Annotated in this window: 22 protein-coding genes; 20 read left to right on the top strand and 2 right to left on the bottom strand. The window is 41.8% G+C overall.

Annotation, left to right across the window (positions count from 1 at the left end):
* Positions 1-324: 324 nt before the first annotated feature.
* The 18 genes from tnpB to J3A84_RS15345 all read left to right on the top strand — a co-directional run bounded on the left by tnpB (position 325) and on the right by J3A84_RS15345 (position 17813).
* Entirely contained in the window at positions 325-1491 is a 1167-nt protein-coding gene (tnpB, locus tag J3A84_RS12805) for an IS200/IS605 family element RNA-guided endonuclease TnpB (RefSeq protein WP_207600432.1), read from the top strand.
* Between the two features lie 110 nt (positions 1492-1601).
* Positions 1602-2231 carry a helix-turn-helix domain-containing protein gene (locus J3A84_RS12800; protein WP_207600431.1) on the top strand — a complete coding sequence of 210 codons (630 nt, stop codon included), beginning with the start codon at positions 1602-1604 and terminating at the stop codon, positions 2229-2231.
* Between the two features lie 518 nt (positions 2232-2749).
* A complete protein-coding gene (locus J3A84_RS12795; protein ID WP_207600430.1) occupies positions 2750-3214 on the top strand; it encodes an immunoglobulin-like domain-containing protein in 465 nt (154 codons plus the stop codon).
* 392 nt (positions 3215-3606) lie between these two features.
* Positions 3607-4161, top strand: a complete 555-nt coding sequence (locus J3A84_RS12790; protein WP_207600429.1) for a helix-turn-helix domain-containing protein — start codon at positions 3607-3609, stop codon at positions 4159-4161.
* Between the two features lie 316 nt (positions 4162-4477).
* Complete coding sequence (locus J3A84_RS12785) at positions 4478-4918, top strand: GNAT family N-acetyltransferase (RefSeq protein ID WP_207600428.1); 441 nt, start codon at positions 4478-4480, stop codon at positions 4916-4918.
* Between the two features lie 438 nt (positions 4919-5356).
* On the top strand, positions 5357-6121 hold the full coding sequence (locus J3A84_RS12780) for a nucleoside phosphorylase (RefSeq protein WP_207600427.1): 765 nt from the start codon (positions 5357-5359) through the stop codon (positions 6119-6121).
* Between the two features lie 313 nt (positions 6122-6434).
* A complete protein-coding gene (locus J3A84_RS12775) occupies positions 6435-6854 on the top strand; it encodes a hypothetical protein (RefSeq protein WP_207600426.1) in 420 nt (139 codons plus the stop codon).
* 550 nt (positions 6855-7404) lie between these two features.
* Positions 7405-7863 (top strand): DUF3788 family protein, encoded by a 459-nt coding sequence (locus tag J3A84_RS12770; RefSeq protein ID WP_207600425.1) that lies wholly within the window; start codon positions 7405-7407, stop codon positions 7861-7863.
* Positions 7864-7974: 111 nt separating this feature from the next.
* Positions 7975-8625, top strand: a complete 651-nt coding sequence (locus J3A84_RS12765; RefSeq protein ID WP_207600424.1) for a hypothetical protein — start codon at positions 7975-7977, stop codon at positions 8623-8625.
* 69 nt (positions 8626-8694) lie between these two features.
* Complete coding sequence (locus tag J3A84_RS12760) at positions 8695-9111, top strand: hypothetical protein (RefSeq protein ID WP_207600423.1); 417 nt, start codon at positions 8695-8697, stop codon at positions 9109-9111.
* Between the two features lie 79 nt (positions 9112-9190).
* Entirely contained in the window at positions 9191-9562 is a 372-nt protein-coding gene (locus J3A84_RS12755; protein ID WP_207600422.1) for a hypothetical protein, read from the top strand.
* Between the two features lie 1342 nt (positions 9563-10904).
* Positions 10905-12359, top strand: a complete 1455-nt coding sequence (locus J3A84_RS12750) for a diguanylate cyclase domain-containing protein (protein WP_207600421.1) — start codon at positions 10905-10907, stop codon at positions 12357-12359.
* Between the two features lie 154 nt (positions 12360-12513).
* Entirely contained in the window at positions 12514-13071 is a 558-nt protein-coding gene (locus J3A84_RS12745) for a class I SAM-dependent methyltransferase (RefSeq protein WP_207600420.1), read from the top strand.
* Positions 13072-13213: 142 nt separating this feature from the next.
* On the top strand, positions 13214-13561 hold the full coding sequence (locus J3A84_RS12740; protein ID WP_207600419.1) for an MmcQ/YjbR family DNA-binding protein: 348 nt from the start codon (positions 13214-13216) through the stop codon (positions 13559-13561).
* A 16-nt stretch (positions 13562-13577) separates the two neighbouring features.
* Positions 13578-14411: a prenyltransferase gene (locus J3A84_RS12735; protein ID WP_207600418.1), complete on the top strand. Its 834-nt coding sequence runs from the start codon at positions 13578-13580 to the stop codon at positions 14409-14411.
* 483 nt (positions 14412-14894) lie between these two features.
* Positions 14895-15260 carry a YkvA family protein gene (locus J3A84_RS12730; RefSeq protein WP_342590970.1) on the top strand — a complete coding sequence of 122 codons (366 nt, stop codon included), beginning with the start codon at positions 14895-14897 and terminating at the stop codon, positions 15258-15260.
* Positions 15261-15382: 122 nt separating this feature from the next.
* Positions 15383-15910, top strand: coding sequence for a dihydrofolate reductase family protein (locus J3A84_RS12725; RefSeq protein ID WP_207600417.1), 528 nt, complete (start codon positions 15383-15385; stop codon positions 15908-15910).
* Positions 15911-16652: 742 nt separating this feature from the next.
* Positions 16653-17813: a metallophosphoesterase gene (locus tag J3A84_RS15345; protein ID WP_207600416.1), complete on the top strand. Its 1161-nt coding sequence runs from the start codon at positions 16653-16655 to the stop codon at positions 17811-17813.
* 162 nt (positions 17814-17975) lie between these two features.
* Here J3A84_RS15345 and J3A84_RS12715 read toward each other — a convergent pair whose 3' ends face one another.
* The gene (locus tag J3A84_RS12715; RefSeq protein WP_207600415.1) at positions 17976-18476 is read right to left on the bottom strand and encodes a GNAT family N-acetyltransferase; all 501 of its coding nucleotides are present in this window, start codon (positions 18474-18476) and stop codon (positions 17976-17978) included.
* 106 nt (positions 18477-18582) lie between these two features.
* Positions 18583-19542 (bottom strand): NAD(P)-dependent oxidoreductase, encoded by a 960-nt coding sequence (locus J3A84_RS12710; protein ID WP_207600414.1) that lies wholly within the window; start codon positions 19540-19542, stop codon positions 18583-18585.
* Positions 19543-19978: 436 nt separating this feature from the next.
* Here J3A84_RS12710 and J3A84_RS12705 point away from each other — a divergent pair, with 436 nt between their 5' ends.
* A complete protein-coding gene (locus J3A84_RS12705; protein WP_207600413.1) occupies positions 19979-20704 on the top strand; it encodes a helix-turn-helix domain-containing protein in 726 nt (241 codons plus the stop codon).
* Between the two features lie 88 nt (positions 20705-20792).
* Positions 20793-21917, top strand: coding sequence for a Gfo/Idh/MocA family protein (locus J3A84_RS12700; RefSeq protein WP_207600412.1), 1125 nt, complete (start codon positions 20793-20795; stop codon positions 21915-21917).
* Positions 21918-22176 lie beyond the last annotated feature (259 nt).

The following is a 22176-nucleotide window of genomic DNA, read 5'->3' as shown; positions in this document are numbered from 1 at the left end:
GATGATTCGAAGCTTATGTTTCCAGTAAAACGCAACGGTTCAAGCTGTTTGCTTAATGACTGACTTTTGCTCGTGTAATTTGATTTTTTGAGGTAAACAGCACGTTTATCTTATACATGAGAATATAAACTAAACATCGGTTGATTGAAACAGACTTGAGGAAATAGTATGAAGTTATAAGGGAGGTGGATTTATCTAAAACCTGAAAGAATACCCCCACTTCTTAAGTGGGGAATGAATTTCGCCAAATATTTCTGAATAATAGAATTATTATTTTAAGTGCGATATAATAGTACTATAATATTTGAAGGGAGTAGCGATGATATGCTGAAACACAAAGCTTTTAAGTTCAGAATATATCCAAATAATGAGCAGAAGATTTTGATTAGCAAAACCATCGGCTGCTCCCGATTTGTGTTTAACTACCTCCTTGATGCGTGGCTGGACCTTTACGAAACTACAGGTTCAGGATTGTCCTATAATAAATGTTCAGCTATTCTTACAGAGCTCAAGAAGCAAGATGCCACCATCTGGATGAACGAGGTAGACAGTATCGCACTCCAGACATCTGCACGTCATCTGGCTGATGGGTTTGACCGGTTCTTCAAAAAGCAGAACGACAAACCTCGTTTTAAGAGTAAGAAGAACCCTGTTCAATCCTACACAACCAAGTTTGTGAATAATAATATCAGGATTGAAGATAGTCGTTTGAAACTGCCAAAACTTGGTTGGGTTTCTATTAAAGAGAGTCGTAAACTGGAAGGCCGTATCATCAATGCTACCCTTAGTCGCAAGCCTTCCGGAAAGTATTTTGTATCCATTCTTTGTGAAACAGATATAGAGGAACTTCCCAAAACGGGCAGCTCGGTAGGCGTTGATGTTGGCATTAAGGATTTTGCTGTGTTCTCAGATGGTATGACTTCTCCTAATATGAAATATTACCAAAAATCTCAGAAGAAGCTTAAAAAGGAACAGCAAATCCTGGCCCGAAGACAAAGACTCGCTTTAGAGAAAGGGATTAAATTATCAGAGGCCAAAAATTACCAGAAACAACGCATAATAGTTGCTCGTATTCACGAAAATATTGAAAATCAGCGTTTGGATTTTCTTCATAAACTCTCAACCAAGATTGTCAAAAACCACGACATTATTGGCATGGAGTCCTTGGATATTGTTCAGATGCTTCAAAATAAACAACTCTCAAAACAAATTGGTGATGTGTCGTGGGCAAAGTTTAAAGATCAAATCCGCTACAAGGCAGACTGGTATGGCAAAACGCTTGTTGAGGTGGACCAATCCTTCCCATCAAGCCAGCTTTGTCATGTATGTGGGCACAAGAACCCCCAGGTCAAAGAACTGAGTGTTCGAGACTGGACCTGCCCTACTTGCAATACGCATCATGACAGGGATTTGAATGCCAGTATCAACATAAAAAAAGAGGCTCTACGAATAACAGCCTCAAGAACCGCAGGAACTGCGGAGATAGCCTAATAAAATAGGAGCCGTTAGGCTCCCATACTTAGGAATCTCCCTCTTCAAAAATGATCTGATATCATTTTAAGGGGGAGTAGTTCAATGCAAAAAGAAGAAAAGAACTCGGGATGACTCAAACCCATCTTGCTAAAAAACTTCATGTTACTGATAAAGCTGTATCGAGATGGGAACGGGGTATTGGATTGCCCGATATAAATAGTATTGAAGCTCTGGCAAAAGCATTGGGAGTGAGTTTGGTTGAACTGATGCAGGCAAAGCGTAATGAGAATGAACATATAAGCACGAAAGAGGCTGAGAATCTAATGATGGACACAATCGAGTTATCAAAGATAACGTCAAAAGTTGTGAAAGGTATTGGAAGTGTTATACTCTCAGGGTTTGCGCTCGTTGCAATATTGTTATTGCTTATGCTTGTTTCTGATGGGGAAATAGTGCTGTTTTCTGTTGGTAGTATCATCGCTGGCCTGATTGCTTGGGGAATCCCAATTTGGCAAATCTCGTATGCAAATTCAGGGGGAATTGTTATTTCTATAATTTCAAGTTTAGGCTTTACTCTAATATCACTTATGATTCAGTTCTTAAATATTGCAAACGAAGTGCATACAGGTGATTGGGCTGCAATCGAAGATACGATTGATGCATTGATTGTAGTTATAATATTATTTGTTTCTATCACTATGTTTCTCAATGTTACGATGACAAAGATAGTAACAAAGAGACATAGATTCCAAAAATAGGAAGGTTTCTTACTCACCTAAAGATTAGCATATACTAAGCGGAGTAAGATCAATCTCGGATCTCAATGTTATCTTTTTTACACATGTGGAGATAATTGTAGTCCTACATAGAAAAGTAACTATTATATGTAATATTCAAATTGATGGCTCATTTCAGTTATAGTCATCGTAGTAAGTTTTTGGATAGCGATTAGAATAAGTGAAGGATTTAACATTTGGGTGATGATAATCGAGAAAATGAATATTTACTATAAATCCACGGGTGTGATGCCGGTGGGTTTTTACGTGGAGTAAATATTAAATTATCATATGTTTATATTATTAAAATTGTTATAATATTAGTGATAAGCTGTAATTGCAATAATTGGAATTTGCTCAGAAGGTTCCTTGATGAGCTAGAGATGAAATGAGTTAGCCTAAGTTATTATGTATTCAAGAATTCAGATCTTAGAATAGTGCATTGATGCATGCACTATTTGCTTGGCGCTAAATTGATATTGTTGTTGGGAGGCTTACATTTGAAGAATAGATTAATCATTTTTATATTGATCATGGTCTCTATTTTTACTGGTTGCAGTGGCTGGAACAGATCAGGATACGATCGTTTGGGGCTGAATTCTATAATTGAGGTAGAAATCACTGACGTTCGGCAAAATAATAATATCATAACTTATACGCTCGTTAATGGAACAGATCAGACCATCTGGTATGGCTCAGATTTTGAGTTTGAAAGAGAGCGATTAGGGAAGTGGTATAAGATGGAATCCGTTGTAGATGCAGAAGTTACGCCAGAACTCTATCATCTTCCGCCCAATAGTCAAGAGGAGCACCAAATTCATCTTGAATACTGGAAGAATGCAAAACCCGGGAAATATCGGGTCATAAAAGCGTTTATGCTCTCACAGTATAATGAAATCAGAAAAGAAGAAGAACCAGGAAATGAGTATTACTTCGTTTCTCAAGTTTTTGAAATAGTCGAGTGAGTTCCCGCATACGACCATCAGAAAAATGAGGTCTATATAGTAGGTTTTTTGATAGCTATTAACTCATCTCCAAGCATGAGGAGACAGGGTATTGATGTCAAGGGTTGCTAGATAAGCACATGAAATATCTGATTTTAAGAGAGAATTACATGATTAGAACCCAAATTCAAAGATGGTTTCAAGTGTAAATCAACCTAATGCAAGACCCTTTCCAACACTGTGAAAAGGCAGAGTTGAATGGATAAGATTATTTTATAGAAGGCAAGAATACAGTTGAAAATCCCTCTCTAACAAGGTTTGCAACTGTTAGTTGCGAAAGTTCAATGTCTGATTGGTAGAATAGAGCCAACCTAAATTCTATAATTAGATCACTAGCATAGAAGGTGGTCATAATGACTTTTGGAGAAAAACTTCAAACTTTAAGAAAACAAAACGGTCTATCGCAAGAACAGCTAGCCTCACAGCTCAATATATCCAGGCAGGCTATTTCTAAATGGGAATTAGATAGTTCCTTACCGGATACAGAAAACATCATTCAGCTAAGTAATCTGTTCAATGTGTCGATTGATTATTTATTGAAAGATGAGATAAAGTATACTGATGATGGTGAAATCAAAAAGGATAATAAGATCGAAAGCAGCAAAAGATTCACTGGGGCCTCTAATAATATCTGGGGAATCTCATTCTCTTCCATTGGTTTTCTAGGTATGCTGATCATAGGCATACTAAGCTCTATAAATCCTGTTGAGATCTATTCTGCAGTAGTTGGTGATGAGAGCACATCTACTGTAAGCACTGGATTGCCCGCTTTTCTTGAATATCATAATTTGGAATGGTTATTTGTCTTGTGCCTTGCTACGGTATTAACAGGATTATTTATCATATTATATCCTTTTGTTAAGAAGAAGCAAACGAAGTTTGTGAGTTTGAGAAGAACGCTATTCTAGTAGCTTCTGGAAAACCATATCGGTGACTAGAAAATTAATACCAGTTTGGCTTAGCGCTGTTCAGATGAGTTATCTAGCAAGATATCTGAAAATACCTATCTAAGTTTATACATATTGAAAATTCTCAAAGAGCATAAAATTTATTAGAAGACCGCTCGTATCCTAGTCTTCTATTAAAGCGTCTCAAATTACGATGAGACGGTCGTACTTCTAGAAAGAAAATAAGTGTAAAGAACCCAGGAATGAGCATTAGGAGAGGTTTCCGGGGTTCCATTATTTTGTATTATCTATATTTTCAGATGGAGGGTGACTACTTGTGAATATAAGAAAAGTTCCAGATAATAAAAAAGCCTTTATCGACTTGCTCTTATTGGCCGACGAACAGGAAAACATGATAGACAGGTACCTTGAACGTGGTGAAATGTTTGTGCTGGACGATGATGGCGTGAAAGCTGAATGTGTGGTTACTAAAGTGGCCGACGGTGTTTACGAGATTAAGAACATAGCGGTTATGCCCGATTATCAGCGAAAGGGTTATGGAAAAAGACTGATAGAGTTTCTGTTTTCATACTACACTGATTGCAATAGGATGCTTGTCGGAACGGGGGATGTGCCTTCAGTGCTGAGATTTTACAAGGAATGCGGATTTGAAGAATCACATCGAATAGAAAATTTCTTTACGGACAATTATGACCATCCGATGTTCGAGGACGGAACGCAGCTTGTAGATATGGTCTATCTGAAATGGGAACGATAATTTCTGTCTGCTTGTGAATGCTCAGTAAGCTGGGATTGTCATGACAGAGAATAAAACAATTCATTATTTTTCACGTAGAGACCGTTAATCTGCTGGAAATATATTAAGTTAGAAGTACCCTGGAATAAGCTGTAGGAGCTGTTTCCAGGGTTTAATCATGTAGAGTTTCACCAATCTTTTGAGATGATTGCTGAGGATTTTTGGGTGAATCATACTACAAAAATACTGAATCTAAAATAGTGACTGTATCAGATTTTATCCAGATATATTATAATGTGAATATATCTACAGCATAGCTAAATCTGTTACTTATGCGGGTTATGATGTGATATTTCAAGAGAAATACTGTTTCATCAGAAAGCGATCCGGGTTTACCTGAATAAGAACAGCCTATTCTACTGATTCTGCGTGAAGTACACTTTGTTGATGGAGGAAAAAATGATAAAACACAGCTCTTTTCCGATATTGGAATTTGATACTGATGAAGAAGCAAAACTGAATCCAATTCATTTCGTGAGAGAAAAATTCAAAACAGATCAAATGATCATCACCTTTTTCCCTGAGGTCATTGACCGGCTGATCAGCGAGAAAGTCATTCTGCTTGAAAGGACGATAGGCGGTGAAAATCCGGTATATGTGTATCATTTCGCTGAAGATGCTTCCACTCTGATCACACTGGGTCAGGTGGGGTGTCCTGCCTGCGCAGGAAATCTGGATCTGTTTCATGCCATGGGAATCAATAAGGTGATCTTTTGTGGAGGTGGAGGTGTCCTGGATAAGGATATTGCCGTCGGCGAGCTCCTTGTTGTGGATGGTGCGATCCGGGATGAAGGCTTTTCCTACCACTATATTGAAGCATCAAGATACATATATACAGATAGGGTAGTGAAAGAAAAAATAGTCCGGTACCTGAAGGATCATGATATACCCCATATTCAAGGATTGACATGGACAACAGATGCCATATTCAGGGAGACAAGGGATAGAATCGAGCTCAGAAAGAGGGAAGGTGCCAAAATTGTAGAAATGGAGCAGGCAGGATGCATAGCAGTGGCTCAGTTCAGAGGCTTTTCCTATGGGGCGATTATATATGGCGGAGATGATGTGTCGCAGGAGGAATGGTCAAATAGAAGTTGGAGAAGCCGCAATGGCATTCGCTATGACCTTGTGATGTTATGTAAGGAACTGGTGAAAAGGATATAAAATGAATTCCTGTTTCTTTGCTCAATTGTCAATCCTGTTTCAGACAGAATAATTTGTAAGAAGTCCTGCTTATAAATGATTTCGTGATGGTAAGCATCGCTGCAGCTGGAAATATAACTTAAAATGGAAACAGGATCATTAGAATTTGGATGTGATGTCAAAATTGTAATGAAGATGTGGAAAAAGGAATAGTCAGGAGTCTCGGTAGAGAAATGAGCATGTAGAAATGGGAGTAGATAAGGAAATTTGGTGTATTATTTTAGTAGATGATAGTTTTTCAAAGTATTACTAATATTATAAGAGGTACGTGCAAATGAAGATTTATAACAAATCATACTTTTTCATGGGTTTATTCTGTCTAGGTGCAATTCCGCTTTTTGTTTCTGACATTGTACCAGTTGACTGGTGGCAATATGGCATCACCATTGGATTTTCATCATTATTTCTGTATCGAGGTCTTTCCAAAGAAGGAAGTGAACGAGATCGTGTTTTCAGAGAATATTTTAAAGAAACAGCACTTTCTATGTATGGTCCATTATATTCTATTAAAGTGAATTTACCTTGGATTCTTATTTTCATCTTCTTCCCTTTTGCGCTCATTTTGCGCCTGGTGTTTCTTATCTGGATTCCAACAGGGGTAGCTCTTGCATTTGTTCTCATACTTGCGATTTCTGCTGTTTATAGTATTGGAATAATAAATGACGTTAAAGGAGAAATTGAGAAATTGAAGTGAAGCATGCTGAACAAATAGTCGATGATATATGGACTATGCAGAAGGATATGTTGAAAGGCAGCTCGAAAAAGGCTTCGTAGTTTGCTACGCAGATTATCTTTCAAACACCTGAAAAATAAAGAAGGAGGTAAGTTGTCAAAGAAGGTAATAGTATAAAAATCTGAAATCAGGCCTGATCACTTCACAGAAGAACAGCAACATATGAAGAGACTATACGCACCAGACAACGAAAAGGAATATGAAAACAAACCTCATCATCAAGACTTGGAGTGAGTGTGGACGTGTAAAAACCAAAGCTTCCATTATCAGAAACGGTCCATATCTGTGAAGAATGTGATTGTGGACTAGAAAGAAACTTCAATTCTAGTATCACTCCATCCTGATATGACGCAGTAGTGTAATCACCAGTAAGATACTGCTCCTGTGCTCCACCGTAGTATGGGAATGTAAGCGCTCGGAGGTGAGATCCAATACCGCAAAATCGGACTCGTGGAACAGGAAGGAACAAGGCTGATAGATTTTAATATGTCTTTGACAAGATTATTGCAATATGGAATCAAAGTCAGAACAAATGCTCAGAAATCCTGAAATAGAGCCATCCTATGATGTAATTGCAACTGCGCTGGGAGAAGCGAATAACGCCTATATCGAATTTATTGGCACACTTGCCAGTCATGATATTCATATAGACTGGCGTTACTACAACGATGGCAAGGCGTGGCTGGCAAAAGGACTTTTCAACTGGACAGGTGCCCGAGGCGGTCAACATGAAACAACTGTTTTTTGGTTATCAATCTGGGACGGTTTTTTCAAGGTGACTATTTATGTTCCCGAAAAATTTCGTTCAGATGTGATGAATCTTCCACTTAACCATGAAGTCAAGCGTATGATTGACGGTACACCGCAAATGGGGAAACTCAAGTACTTTCCTGTTGTTTTCGACATGCGTTCAAATGAACAGTTTGCAGCTGTTTTCCTGCTTGCTGATTTCAGGAAATACATAAAATGATCGGGAAAGCATCGCTGTGTGCGTAAGATCTAAAGAGATGATTTCTGCATGCAGCTCAATCTACGACTCCAGCATAGAAGCTTGATATGAATTTGAAGGAGGAAAAGTATCGTGGATAATGAAATACTGATGAATCATCTGAAATCAAAATCGGATTTGAATCTGATAATCGATGAAGCCATTAAAGATCCAACGATCCTCAACTCTTTGATGAGCATGGTTCCAACAGAAACATCCAGTCTCAAGTATGCCTGTACGAAAATTATTCGTAAGGTGAGTGAGCAGAAGCCAGAACTGGTCTATCCATACTTTGAGAATATTGCCAAATGGCTCCATCATAAAAACAGTTTCATCAAATGGGATGGAATCCTGACTCTGTCTAATCTCTCATCAGTCGATAATGAAGATAAGTTTAAGGTGGTCTATGAGGAGTACTTTGCACTGATTCAGGATCCACAGATGATCACTGCAGCCAATGTTGCCGGTAATGCATGGAAAATTGTCCTCGCCAAGCCTGAGCTGGAAGATGAGATCACCAGGAGATTGCTGGAAGTGCCCAATATTACTTATTATCACAAAGGAGAACCTTCACCTGAGTGCAACCGAATTGTATGTGGTAAGGTACTGGAATGTTTTGATCATTATTACGACTACTCGAAGAATCAATCTGCCATGCTCCAGTTTGCGGAAGAACAACAATACAGTCATCGAAGATCTGTAGTAATAATCGCTGAGAAGTTTCTGAAGAAGCATTCATGTTGACTTTAGCAATTTTGAGACGATGTGATGGTTGTAGAATGCAGGAAAAGGTTGAAATAAGGAGAACTCATAATGAAAAAGCTGCAGATTAATATTGATAAGGAAGCTACCAGGGCTTATCGTTTAAAGTATGAGCAGCAATGCAGCTGTGCATACTGCAGAAACTACAATAAGACCTTTAAAATGAAGTATCCTCAAACATCAAAGCTGTTGACTGAACTGGGTTTAGATACCGATTATCCACTGGAAATCATGCCATTTCAGTTTGATCACCGGAGTAATGAGAAGGAGTATCTGTCCTTCTATCCAGTGAAAGGAACCCTGGATGAACATGAAATAAACCTTGTCAGTGAAGAGCTTGCCATCCATATCTTTAAGGGATCTCATGAAAAAAATCCGTGCCCGAATCCTCAGATGGAAGAACCCTATATACTGATCGGTATTTCTGGAATCAGGCTGCCATGGGTCCTGGATGAAGATCCGGAATAGAAAGAATGATTCAGATGCAGGGCGCTTCATTCTTTTCGGAAAGTGAGATCTGATGATAAAACAAGGAGGAAGGATTCAAATGAAAAAGGGTTTCAGGAATGTCTTTGTTGCCATCGCTTTAGTTGCTGGGATATCAGCGATATGGGTAGGTACAAGTAATCCGCTAAGACAGGATCCGCAAAAGATTATGATTAGAAACGGATCTACAGGGGAAGAAACTGTTCTTGAAGAGGAAAGTCTGGTTAATATGATGGAAAGCCTGAAAGGGGTCAAGACGGAGGTATCAGGATTGCATCTCTGGACGAGTGGATATGGATATATAATCAGTTTCCAGAACAATGGATATTCAGATGAAATCACAGTGTATTTGCCGGAAACTATTGTCTCAGGGTTTGTCCGATATAAGACGGATGCTGATCTCATGAAAATCATCAAAGAGTTTGCAGAATGAATCTACTGGTGAGGCGGTATGGTTGACACAATGAAGAGTTTACAAAACCATTGAAAAAGACTCATATCGAGCCTGTTTTCAGTTCATGATTTTATGGTAGAGGAGATCTTCGTTGTATGCTCCGGTGGAAGTGTCCTGATGATGCCCGAGCACCGTTCTAGTAAGGATGGGAATCATCTTGCTGATGGCATGTATGGAAGCTCTGTTGTTGCGTTATGCATAGATTCTTGCGATGGTGGACTCTTCTCCATACTCCGATTGATAAATGTCTTTTTCACTATTCCATTCCGATTCAAGGTCTGATATAACTACCATGCTAATTAATGTAGCAGGGGACCCTTTTCAATCGCTCTGCGGGAACTTTGAGGTTGGAAGGGTCCCTTTCCTTTTTCTTTAAATACTCTTAAGGAAAATATATCCGTCAATTTACAGACAGGCGACTCTGTCAGATTAAAATCAGCTGAAACAACCGGCTGAACATCTTCACTGAAGAGAAGGAAGATCTTTTTCTCAATTTCATGAACAGTCCCTCTCTTGCCGTGATACCATAGGAGTAACAACAAGAGGATGCGAGAAGTATGATCAGAGCAGGTATACTAGGAATCTGACATATCGCAGAGGACTACGTCGTTATGTTCTCCAATGGTCTCATAAAAGAGGCGAAACTTTCAGCACAGACTTCAAGAAACTGAGACAATCTGGAAAGAATCAGAGACGAGTAAGCCCTAGGAGAAATGGTGGGTCTTTTAGTCTGGAGGAAATGCTCTATAAGGATGTGGTGGATGCCGTGATGATCGCGGCACCCAATTTACATCATCCGGAAATGCCACCCTGCAGCTTCAAAATGCGGAACTTAAAATGGAGCACGACATGTAAAAAATGCAGATGCTTACTTTGCGAAAAACCAAGAGTAATCTATGGATATACATAGAGTCACCCTGAATACTCAGCCGCGAAGACGGTTTAGATTCATGAACATCTCTCGCAGTGGATACTGTTCCTGGAAGAATCGGAAGGTCTTTCAAGAAATGCTTAACGATGCCATGGCAGGTGAGTTAAATCTGGTCAGTACAAGAGTTCGGAGTTGATGAATGAGCTGAGATAAAGTATGTTATATAAGTAAATATATTTTAGAGCAACTTAGTAATGAGATGATTTTATGTTGCTATGCGTGGAGGTAGGTTTAGTGGATTATGAAAACCATCAAGGCAGGAAACAGTTAGTGCGGTATTCAGTTTTGTCCTTTCTTCTGGTGTTTCTCCTTTCCTTTCTTGTCTTATTTCTTATAGAAAGGCAGGTGAGGACAGAAAGGGTTGCGGAGTTAAAGAGTCAGGAGCAAAGAGTGGTAAATCTGGAAAATGACTTTATAGGTCGTGAGTTCCATATGATTTTATCAGATCTGCATTACCTGAATCGCGCATATCAGAGTGAATTGTTTGAAAGAGATGACTATAGAAATATTGCAGACAATTGGACGGTGTTTATCACACAAAGAGGAATCTATGATCAGATCAGATTCATCGATACCAATGGAAATGAAAAGATACGCATCAATCATGGTGAGGATGGAGGATACGTAGTACCTTTTCAGGAGCTGCAAAACAAGAAAGACAGGTATTACTTCACGGAAACCATTCAGCTGAATGAAGATAGTGTCTATGTGTCTCCCCTGGATCTTAATATTGAACAGGGGGAAGTTGAAGTTCCTTACAAACCGATGATGAGGATTTCTACACCGGTCTATGATGAGCAGGGAGCCCTGCAAGGTATGATTGTATTGAACTATCTTGCTGAGCATATGCTGTCAGGATTCAGGGACCTGGCCAGCAATAGCCAGGGTGAAATGACGTTGATTAATGCTGACGGGTACAGGCTGTCCTCTGCTGATCCCGATTGTGACTGGAATTTCATGTTTGATGAAAAAAAGGGGGATACTTTCGCTGAGGAATATCCGGATGAATGGCTGTCCATCATTCGGAATGAGGCCCAGACGACAACGGATGAGGGACTGGTAACTTCAGCATCGGTGGCCTTGCGACAAAGATTTGGTTCAGAAGAAAGAACCGGTGAGCATCAGCAGATTGTTCTGGGAGATGGCAGCTGGTATATCGTTTCCTTGTTTAGCCGAAACTCCCAGAATATTGGATATTTTGAGGATGATCTCTTGAACATAGCGGTTCACGTGATAGAGAAGAATGTGTTCTACTTTCTCCTCATCGGCATCATTTCTGCTGTTATAGGCTTCCTCATCTATGTGAACAGAAAAACCTATTCAAGAATCAAATACTATTCCGAGTTTGATCCATTAACCAGGACCTTAAACAGACGGACCGGCATTATGAGACTGAATGATTTGTTTCCAAAAGATGAGAAGAGACATTTTGTAGTCAGCCTGTGCTTCATTGATATCAACGGTCTGAAAGAAGTCAATGATACGCTTGGCCATAAATACGGGGACGAACTTATAGTGTCCGTAGCAGATGTCATAAAAGAGACGATCAGAGCTCAGGATTTTCTTGTCAGAGTAGGTGGTGACGAGTTTCTGATTGTTTTCAACGGCATTGATTCCGAGAAGGCGGAAGCCATCTGGCAAAGGATCAAAGAGGCCTATGAGAGAATCAATCTAGACGACAGAAGACCGTATCTTATAAGCATCAGTCATGGCATTGTTGATTTTGACAGCAAGCATAAAACCCATGTGGATGATCTGATCAATGCTGCCGACGAAAAGATGTACAACGAGAAAAAGATAATGAAAAGTGGCTTGACGGTTATAAAAGAAAACGCGGTACACTAATGCTCTGCTAAAACTTTTCACCTGGAAAATCTGAATAAAGTGATTTAGGGTCCGAAGAACAGAATCCGGGTGCACTGAAACACTGCACTGCAAAGCAGAGATGAAGTGGGCTGTTGTGTGAAATCAAAGATCTATGGGAGATAAAGGAGATAAGATGAGCAATCCATATAACAGACACTACAGAAAAGAATCCTATTTTGGGCAACCCTATCCAGGGCTGGTTGATTTTTTTGAGAGTTACCCTGAAAGAAATGTGGTGCTTGATCTCGGATGTGGGCAAGGTAGAGATGCGTTGTTTTTAGGTGGAATTGGGTATCGCGTAGTAGGAGTAGATATTTCTGATGTGGGCATCGAACAACTGAACAAGGCGGCAAAACAAGAAAAACTCCAGGTGGAGGGCGTTGTTGCGGACATCAGTTCATTTGATATCACGAATGAATATGACATCGTCTTACTGGACTCCATGTTTCATTTCTATAAGAATGATGTTGAAAAAGAAACAAGGCTGCTCCGCAGAATAATGGAGGAAATAAAACCTGGTGGATTGGTGTGTAATTTCATGCAAAAAGGCAATGAAAGAGAAGAGAAACTGAAAAGCATCATAAAAGAGAGCGGAGTGCCTTTTGAGATTCTGCTGGATGGGTACACCGACTATCCGGAATTTGATGCAGAATTCCATATGTATATAATCAGGAAGCTGAAGCAGGAATAGGGGGCTGCTGTGAAAAACAAGTGAATGGAATTGTCCGATTGAATAATATTACGGATAGTTGAGTTCATACTCAGATGCGATTCAAAGAAGTGACAGATATTCAGTCAGGTTGGCTACATGATGAAACAGGAGGGAGAAAAATATGACCAAAAGAGAACTAATCGATTATTGTCTTGCGCATTTTGAATGCTATGAAGACTATCCTTTTGATGCGGTTACAGCTGTGATGAAGCTGTCATCAAATCACAAGATGTTCTGTTTGATTGCTGAGCGGAGCGGTACTGTTTACATCAATCTGAAATGCAACCCTGATGAGGCGATTGAATTACGAGAACAGTTTGAAGGAATTACGGAAGGATATCATATGAACAAGAAGCATTGGAACACCGTGGTGACGGAAAGTGATGTGCCTTTTGAACTGCTCGAGCGGATGATTGCTCAAAGCTACCATCTGGTGAAACCTAAGAGGAAATTAAGGGGAAGCCAGTAATGGGGAGATTGCATCGATGAATAAAAAGGCTGATTTGAAAGATATTGAGAAGATACTGAGCACAAGATATGACAATGGTGCCGATTACTGGTCCACTCCAGATGGCAGGATCGGTGTTGGGGGACCTTTTAGTACAATAGAGTCGCTCCTGATTCTAAGCGAGTTGGAGATGGACAGGGACCATGAAGCTGTTTCCGGTGCTGCGGGAAAGGTGATGGATTCTATACAGGATGATGGAAGGGTGCGAGTTGCACCCAAAGGAACTCCTTTTCCTTGCCACTCGGCAGCAGCTGCTGCAGCACTATGCAGAAATGGTTATGGTGACAACCCGAGAGTGAGATTGCTGCTCAGCTATCTGATGGGGAACAGATACGAGGACGGTGGTTGGAGATGCAGGAAGTTTTCGGGTGGTAGAGGTCCTGAAACGGAACACTCGAATCCAGGTGTCACACTCTGGGCACTGGATGCTTTCAGATGTAGCGGATTAGACCGCTTTGAAGCAGGGCTGGACGAAGCAGTTGAAACACTGCTCGAGCATTGGAGGATTCGCAAGCCCATAGGACCATGCCACTTTGGGATTGGAAGTCAGTTTATGAAGGTGGAATATCCCTTTTTGAGATACAATATATTCTACTACACATATGTTCTTTCATTTTATGAGAAAGCAAGGAAGGATGAACGATTTGCTGAAGCATTAGATGTGCTGAAAACCAAGTTGGATCATGAGGGGAGCTTGGTGGTTGAAAGACCGAATCGAAAACTGGCAGACTACGATTTCTGCAGAAAGGGAAACCCTTCACCTAAGGCGACAAAGCGTTTTCGGGAGATTATGCGGAATATGGAGAAGTAGAACTGGATGGCAGCATAGTCACCTTAGGGAGGCCGGTCATGCTTTTCTCCTCCATTTGTGCCTGCTGCAGCGTGAACGGTTGATGACGCATGTGAAGCCAGCCTGCCAGGCATCGGAAGACAGCATCGTTTCTCCAGAAAAGAGGGGGAGAGCATCCCGCTGCATGTGTGAGCTCAAGAAGATTCCTGCATTCCGGGAGTTCAATATTGGGATATCGCAGCAATGCCGCCCCCATGAATATGCCTGGAGAAAGTTCCCAAGTACTCTGCTCTCTTGGCTGGAAAGGTTGAAGTGCCAGGAGCCATGTGACAACATGGGAGAAGGTGGTTTATGAACGTCAAAGCCAGAGAAAGCTCATGTTCTCATGGACGGAGTCACCCAGACAGATCAGGCACACTACAGAAGAGAAAAGCAGTTCCAGCAAGGGAAATCCGAAGGGGATTGGAATAAAGCGCGTAACCGAAACTATGGAAATGAGATGAGATGATGAATCTGAAAGAAATGTCAAAGCGGCTGAAAAGGGACATTCCTGCCGTGTATTTAAGCCTGAAAAGCAAAGAGACTCCTGTGGCAGCCAAGCTGGTAGGCGGAATCGCGCTGATCTACGCCTTATCCCCTATCGATCTGATACCAGACTTCATTCCGATTCTTGGGTATCTGGATGACATGATCATTCTGCCGCTGCTCATTGGACTGACCATCAGATGTATTCCCCGCGAGACTTTTCAGCGGTTCAGAATGGAAGCGGAAGAGATGTGGGAGAACGGGCAGCCGAAAAAATGGTTCTATGCCATTCCCGTCGCTGTACTATGGCTGCTCATAATCCGACAGATTCTGCGAGTGCTGTGATCACGGATGCGTAATTAGGATAAAGCTGAAGCAAAGCCGTTCTGCATATTGAGATGGCTTGAGAGTCATCCTGCAGGATGATGAATACCGAGAATCCCTTATGGAAAAGGAGAGATGAAAAAATGCGGAAAGTGGTTTTATACATTGCCATGAGCTTAGATGGATACATTGCTGACGGAACTGGTGGCGTCGGTTTTCTCACGGGAGATGGCAGTGAACCGGATCATCCGGGCAGCTATGCCTCTTTTCTGTCCACGGTGGATACAATTGTCATGGGTCATACCACATACCACCAGCTGACCACTGAGCTGTCACCGGATCAGTGGGTATATGAAGGAAAGGAGACTTATGTGCTGACAAGCAGAGCACTGCCTTCCACAGATGAGGTTATTTTCACAAAAGAGCCTATGGAGAATCTTCTGGACAGACTCAAAGGAGAAGAGGGGCAGGACATATGGATCTGCGGTGGGGCCAGCGTTGTTAGTCAGGCGATGAATTTCATCGATCGGTTCTGCATAACGGTGGTGCCGGTGATTCTTGGAGACGGGATCTCCCTTTTTGGAAAGCGGATGCAAGAAATTCCCCTTGAACTCATCTCAATATTGAAATACAACGGCATGGTGGATCTGATGTATGAGCGGAGAACGTAAGAGCAGTGTTTCCTGTTTGAGCAAAGACATATACCGTCCTCCAGCCTATGTTGCACACTGTTTAGGATAGAAGAATGATGAGGATGTATAGAAGGGGTTATCTTTGCGGGCACAAACATGGACGGAGTTGTCCATGACACAGTTTCCATAACAACCGGATCGGTTAATAAGGGGAGTTTCTCTCTACCAGAAAGTACACCGGTACTTCGATCGTACCGGCATTGTGATCTTCTTATCTTTATGCTCATTTTGCATCTGTTATTTCTTGCTTGGGTGTCAACAACGGAAGCGACTCCATTCATAATAAAACTAACGATTTCTGTGATGGTTCGCTTTGAAATAGTAAATGCACAAAGAAGATAGTGAAAAAATCAGATGAATGATGTTGATAAATAAAGAGAAAACAGCTGATAAAACCATAGCGCTACATGATAGATCCAATCTTTGGTTATCGTAATATATATGTTGCGAACAGAGGTTTCCATGCAGTGATCCAAATGGATATGCTGAATGGAATGTTCAATCACCGTGATCAGCCTAAAGAGGCTCTTGGTGGAGGCTGCATATCCCGAGACTGGATACATGTGATATTCTGTATATAAGAAGAGGTTTTTCATGATAGTGTTCATGTTAATCATCATTCAAATGAAGCAACTGGATTGAAGAATGCACTTCAATCATTTTCTCATCAGTAAGCAACTATGATAAGACCTGGTTCTGCAATCGAAAGGAGGAGCGCAGCGTGAATAGACCTTCGACACCTGTACTCTTGATTCTAGTCAGCATAATGCTGGCAATCCTGGGATCAGGCGTATTTTATGTTGGGAGAAAGCTGTTTCGATGGCTGGATCTTGTCTTACCGGGCAGCAATCAGAAACTGTATCTAGTCATTCCAGTAATGATTGGACTATCATTTGTCCTGGCTTTTTCGCCGCTTGATGTCAGTATCAGGAAATATCTAGTCTGGTTCAACTGGTTCATAGTGGGGGTTTGGGCCTACTTCCTTCTGTTCTTCCTTGTATCAGATACTTTGCTGTTTATCGGGAAGCGAGCAGAGATAATTCCTACGCCTGTTCCGCAGATTTTCACGATCAGTATCGGCTGGGTGGTCCTCGCTGTGGTGGCGGGGTTGACAGCCTATGGCACATATCATGGCCGTCAAATCACACAGGTGTCTTATACTGTCCAGGTGGAAAAAGAATCATCTCTGGAGAGTCTGAACATCGTATTGGTTGCTGATATGCATCTGGGGTATCAGAATGATGAGAAGTGGCTGGCAAGGATAGTGGATGAGATCAACGCCTTTGAGCCCGACATTGTAGCTATATCAGGAGATGTGTTCAACGATAATTACGGAGCCCTGGCAGATTCGCAGGATGCTGTCCGTTCTCTTCAAAGTATCACATCCACCTACGGCGTATACGCAGCCCTAGGCAATCATGATGGTGGGAATACTTATGGTGAGATGCTCCGGGTTCTTGAGGAGAGCAATGTCATCCTGCTTCAGGATGACTATCGGGTTATTGAGGATCACTTTGTCATAGTAGGCAGATCTGATCCATCGCCTATAGGCGGGGGACCACCACCACGAAAAGATACATCAGTTGTATTTGCCGGAATCGATGAGAATTTGCCAGTGATTGTCATAGACCATCAGGCCGCATCTACAGCAGAATATGGCAAGAAAACGGATATGATCCTTGGAGGGCATACTCACAAAGGACAGATGTTTCCGGGCAACCTGGTTACAGATCTTATGTTCGAAGTGGACCATGGATATTATCAGAGGGACGAAGTCAGTCCTCATATCATCATAACTTCAGGTGTGGGTATCTGGGGTCCTCCCTTCAGAATTGGAACGGATAACGAGGTGGTACAGATTCTGGTGGAGTTTAAGCGGTAGAACGGATATACTGAGCATAATCCATGAATTTATGAAAGTAGACAGTCTCAATGATGATCATTGCCCTGCTTCTTGAATGGATAATGAATATAGATAAGGTTTCAGGTGATAGGTATGAAGCCGGAAGAGAAACTGAAAAAAAGACTCTAAGCGAGTCTTTTTTCATTCCAGAATTTTATGATAGATGAGATCATCAATGTATGCTCCGGTGGACGGGTCCTTATGGTGTCTGAGCACTGTGCCGGCATGGATGAAGTCCATCTTGCCGATGGCGTGTAAGGAAGCACTGTTGTTGCTGTATACATAGATTCTGGCGATGGTGACACCTTCTTTCTTCATCTCCGCCAAAGCGAATTCTGTCAGTTTCACCGCAAGACCATTGCCCCTGGCTTCTTTAAGTGTTGCAGCGGAGAGAAATACCGCATGTCTTTTTTCAGTCGTCATTTCCCTCCTGCCTTTCACAAGGCAGAGTACCTTATGAGGCTGATCCAGAGATGCGGCCACATAGGTCAGCTCGGCTGGATTGTCAATATAAGCCAGTATCTCCTCCATATGACTTACTTCTGCAAAGGACATGTCAATCTTTTCCTCTTTCAACTCCTGAAATAACGCCCAGATGCTTTCCCGATCCTTCATCTGCACCCTTCTGAAAATATAATTCATCAGAACACCTCACCACTTTCTCTACGTATTGAAGTTCATGTAATTATAATCTGTTTCCCAAGTCCCGCTGAAGATGCCAGGACCTGTCTGTCTAACCGATTTAGCCTTATGGGCTTACGATATTCACAGGATTTCCCTCCATGAAGGCAGAGATGTTCATGGAGAGAAGCTCAATGAGCCTCTGCCTGGACTCCAGACATTTCCAGCCGACATGGGGCGTGAGCATGACATTGTCCATATAAAGCAGGGGGTTATCCAGGCTTGGCGGTTCCTGTTCCAGTACATCCAGAGCTGCACCTGCAATGACTTTATTCTGCAAAGCCTCTATCAGGTCGGATTCATGAATGATGGAGCCTCTTGAAGTATTGATGAGAAAGGCTGAAGGTTTCATCTGACCCAGTCTGTCTTTATCAATCAGATGTTTTGTTTCCGGGGTCAGTGGGACGTGGATGGAGACGAAATCGCTCTGTTCCAGAAGCTCATCCAGTGAAACCGATCGAATACGGGGATTCTCATAGACTCGTTCTGTCCGGGTGTTTGTCAGAACCTGCATGCCAAGAGCCAGGGCGATCTGGATCACCTGATTACCGATGGTGCCAGCACCAAGGATTCCAAGGGTCTTATTCTGAATCTCATGATGAGGAACCTGAAGATGATGGGTGAAGTTTGTAAAGTCATGATTTTCCAGCATCTTCTGCTGTGGGATCATGGATGCGCTCTGGTTCAGCATGAAGGTGATGACCAGCTGCGCTACGGCTTCCGTGCTGTAGCCTGGTACGTTACAGACGACGATGCCTTTTCTTTTTGCCGCTTCCAGATCGATGTTATTGTATCCGGTACCTGCTTCGCATATAAGCTTCACCGTGGAAGGAAACTGCATAATCAGTTCTCCACATAGAGGGATTTCTTTTGTAATGACAACGTGCTGTCCCTTCACCCTTTCCAGAATGTCTTCTTCACTGCTTTCAGCATAATCCGTAAAGCTTCCTAAGGCTTCCAATGGTGCAAAATCAAGCTTCTCATCGAAGTCGACTCTTGCTGAATTAAGAAATACGATGTTAACCATTTATAACGCTCCTTATATAGATCATTTCTTATAAGTATAGATTCTTTCAGGCTGATTGTAAAAGGGATTGTGATATGCAGTTTCTGGTTCCTGTCAGGACCTCATGGAAGTATGTGCTCGATTATCGTCACAGATTGATCACATGGGAATGAATCCATCATCGGGTTGATTGTTTGATATCAATATCTCTTTTTTTCTGGATGGAAGCTGCCTGATAGAAAGAGCTGTTGTAGATACCGGTTAGCTTGTCTGCTCAAGGTGCAGAGTGTGCTTAATAATGTATGGAAGATATATACAGATTATTATCAGATGTATGTTTTTGTGGATACACATGTAAAAGCAACCATCAGTTGCTAAAAAATCAAGGAAAGTTGGTTGGCATCCTGTTTCGGGTTCGGTATGATTGAGGTAAGGAAAAAATAGGAGGCGAGATCTCATGGAACTTGGAGAAAAAATACAGTCTATCAGGAAGGATCATCATCTGTCACAAAGCGACCTGGCTGAGAAACTGGGTGTTTCCCGCCAGTCTGTGTCCAAATGGGAAACCGGAACAGCCATACCGGAATTATCAAAGCTGATCCAGATTTCAGAGGAGTTTGATATCTCCCTGGATGAAATGACCGGTAGAAAAGAGCATCCTGATCCAGAAGATAGAAGAAGTGATGTGGCAGAGAGTGAGCAGCAAACGAAGATGAAAAGAAGCAGCATAGTGGGGATCATCGGGAAGACTTATAACAGCACACTCCTCAGTTTCATTGATACATCGGTTCTCTTACTTGTTTTTGTTCCACTTCATGTATTTCTATATGAGAAAGGATATTACGGACCGGTGTCCTTCAGTTTCATTGAGCAGTTCGATCTTGTTGGGAAGAGTTTACTCCTGGATGTTCCATTTATTTTACTCCTGCTTGTGTTCTATTTCAGAAGGGTGATCCGGAAAGATTATAAATACAGGAAAGTTACCCGGACAGAGATAGGTTTATCCGTACTGATCTTCAGCCTGTCAGTATTCCTGCCACTGGTTTTCTGGCTTCAGGAAAGCTTCTGGACATCTCTTGTTATTCTGGCAGGACAAGTGGGTGTTCTCGTGGTGGTTCTGAATATCAGTCTTCTGTTTGTCTTCACAGGGAAAGGAACAGAGGCGGATGAAAGGTTGGAATGAAGAGAAGGTAGATCATTATCTCAATCTCATGAGCAATCCATCTCTTGCCGTGTTACCATAAGGTTAATAACACGAGGATGTGAGAAATATGATCAGAGTAGGTATAGTAGGAGTCGGCCACATTGCAGAGGACTACATCTCCATGTTTTCGAAAGGCTATATAAGAGATGCCAAGCTTTCAGCACTTGCTTCAAGAAACAGAGACAATCTGGAAAGAATCAGAAAGGAATATGAGCTGGGCGAAACTGCGCTCTTTTCCAATCTGGATGAGATGCTCCGTGAGGATGTGGTGGATGCGGCGATCATCACGGCGCCGAATCTCTATCATCCGGAAATGGCAGTGAAGCTTCTTCGAAGAGGAAAACACGTACTGGTAGAAAAACCCGTGGGCATCAAGATCAGGGAAGTGGAGGAGCTGAAAAGAGAATCAGATGCCATGCCTAACCTGAAAGTGGCGGTCATGTTCAACAACAGAAGCAGTGATATCTACAGTTTTGTCAGAAAAAGAATCATGAATGGCGAGATGGGGGAGCTGCGGAGAGCCATCTGGCAGATCACCAATCAGTACAGAACCTATGACTACTACAACAAGAGCATTATGAGAGGCAGCTACAGTTCTGAAGGGGGAGGCGTACTGATGAATCAGGCCATTCATCAACTGGATACACTCCTGTGGATGACGGGCATGCCGGAAAAAGTCATGGCATTCATCAAGGAAGGCTATCATAGACCCATTACTTACGAGAATGATGTGATGATCCAGATGTTATTCGAGAATGGTGCGTCAGGACAGTTTCTTACAAGCACCCATGAAAGTCCAGGCACGAACCGCTTCGAGCTATCCTTCAGCAAGGGGCAGATTGTCGTTGAGAATGACAGCCTTGTGAAGATCACGACCCTTTCTATGGAAGAAGAAGATTTTGCCAAAACCACCATGGAATCCTTTCCTCAAGTGCCGAGTTCAGTGGAAGCGCATAACTTTGAGAGGCTGCCCAACAAGATTCTTCAAGCTAGGCTCATCAATAACTTTGTGCAGTCCATACTGGGAAAAGAAGAAATCATCTGTCCACTGAGTGAAGGGATCAAGAGTGTGCGCATGATCAATGCCGCCTATCTGTCTGCCTGGGAGGAAATGCCTGTTTCACTGGACTTTGATCCTATGGAGTATGAGAAGGCGTTCCGGGAAAAGGTTCGGAAGGAATTGAGAGAATAAAAAACGAAGTCATTATGAGTAAAATACAAAGAGTGTTGAAGCATCTCGAGAGTTTTCTCTTTGAGGTGCTTTTCTTGTGGTGTTTCTGGAACAAAAGTTCAAATGATTTATACTGAATATATACTATGATGAAGTATATAGAATAGAATAGATACATGAGGATCAAGCTGGATAGTTCATAGTAATGAGAAGTGGATTTGAATTCTATTTTCACTTCTGATTCGGCATGGACATAATTGATCAAGATAGACCATCAGGA

Source organism: Proteiniclasticum aestuarii (assembly GCF_017368455.1).
Lineage (GTDB): Bacteria > Bacillota > Clostridia > Clostridiales > Clostridiaceae > Proteiniclasticum > Proteiniclasticum aestuarii.
The sequence above is the reverse complement of the archived record's forward strand: the minus strand, read 5'-3'. Positions and strand labels throughout refer to the sequence as shown.